Here is an 894-nt window from a genome sequence, read left to right on the forward strand (position 1 = left end):
GCGTTTTTGGCGTTTGGGTTGTCGCCGTTGGCTTCGGCGCCTGTTGCGCATGCTGATGAGCTGGATTGGGTTGTTGATCTGGTTGGCGCGGATTTGGCTGGGGCTCTTAGTGATTTGAGTCAGGCGTCGTCGTGGGAGACGTTGTTTGATCAGGCTTCGTGGGAGCCGTTGCTGAGCAATGTGGGTTTGTCGTTTGATGCGTCGTTGGCGGGGGTGCCGGGTTCGGCTGCTGCTGATGATTGGTTTGGGTCGTTGTTCTATGACCCGTGGCATGACTTGGGTCAGGACTTCCTGAACAGTTCGTTCGGTTCGTCGGTTGCGGATTTCGTCAACTTGTTTGGTTTCGGTCAGATTCTGATCGGTAATGGTGCTGACGGTATTGATGGTGGGACGCTGGCGCAGGCTGCTGGTGGTGCTGGTGGTTTGTGGTTCGGTGATGGTGGTGCTGGTGGTACGGCCGCTGATGGCACTGGTGGTGTTGGTGGTTCGGCGGGCATGTTCGGCGATGGTGGCGCCGGTGGTGCCGGTGTTGATGGTGGTGACGGTGGCGCCGGTGGTAACGGTGGCTGGTGGATGGGTATCGGTGGTGATGGTGGTGCTGCGGGTGCTGGTATCGCTGGTGGTGCCGGTGGTGTTGGTGGTGCCGGTGGTGATGGCATTGGTTTGGCGTTCGGTTCGGGCGGTAATGGTGGTCTTGGTGGCGATGGTGCGGTGGGTGCTGCTGGGGCGGCTGTTGGTGCGGGGCTGAATGGTCTTGCCGGTGCTAATGGTGGTGCTGGTGGTAATGGTGGTGCCGGTGGTAAGGGTTCGTGGCTGATCGGTTCCGGTGGTAAGGGTGGTGCCGGTGGTGCCGGTGCCGACGGTGGTAACGGTGGCGATGGTGGCGACGGCATC

1 protein-coding gene is annotated in these 894 nt (G+C 60.7%); it reads left to right on the plus strand.

The window, feature by feature from the left end; translation table 11 throughout:
- Window positions 1-141 precede the first annotated feature (141 nt).
- A partial coding sequence (locus tag ABW16_RS26695) for a PGRS repeat-containing protein (RefSeq protein ID WP_412178228.1) occupies window positions 142-894 on the plus strand: 753 nt, incomplete at its 3' end.

Origin of the sequence: Mycolicibacter heraklionensis (genome assembly GCF_001021505.1) — a bacterium.
In the GTDB taxonomy this organism is placed as follows: Bacteria; Actinomycetota; Actinomycetes; order Mycobacteriales; family Mycobacteriaceae; genus Mycobacterium; species Mycobacterium heraklionense.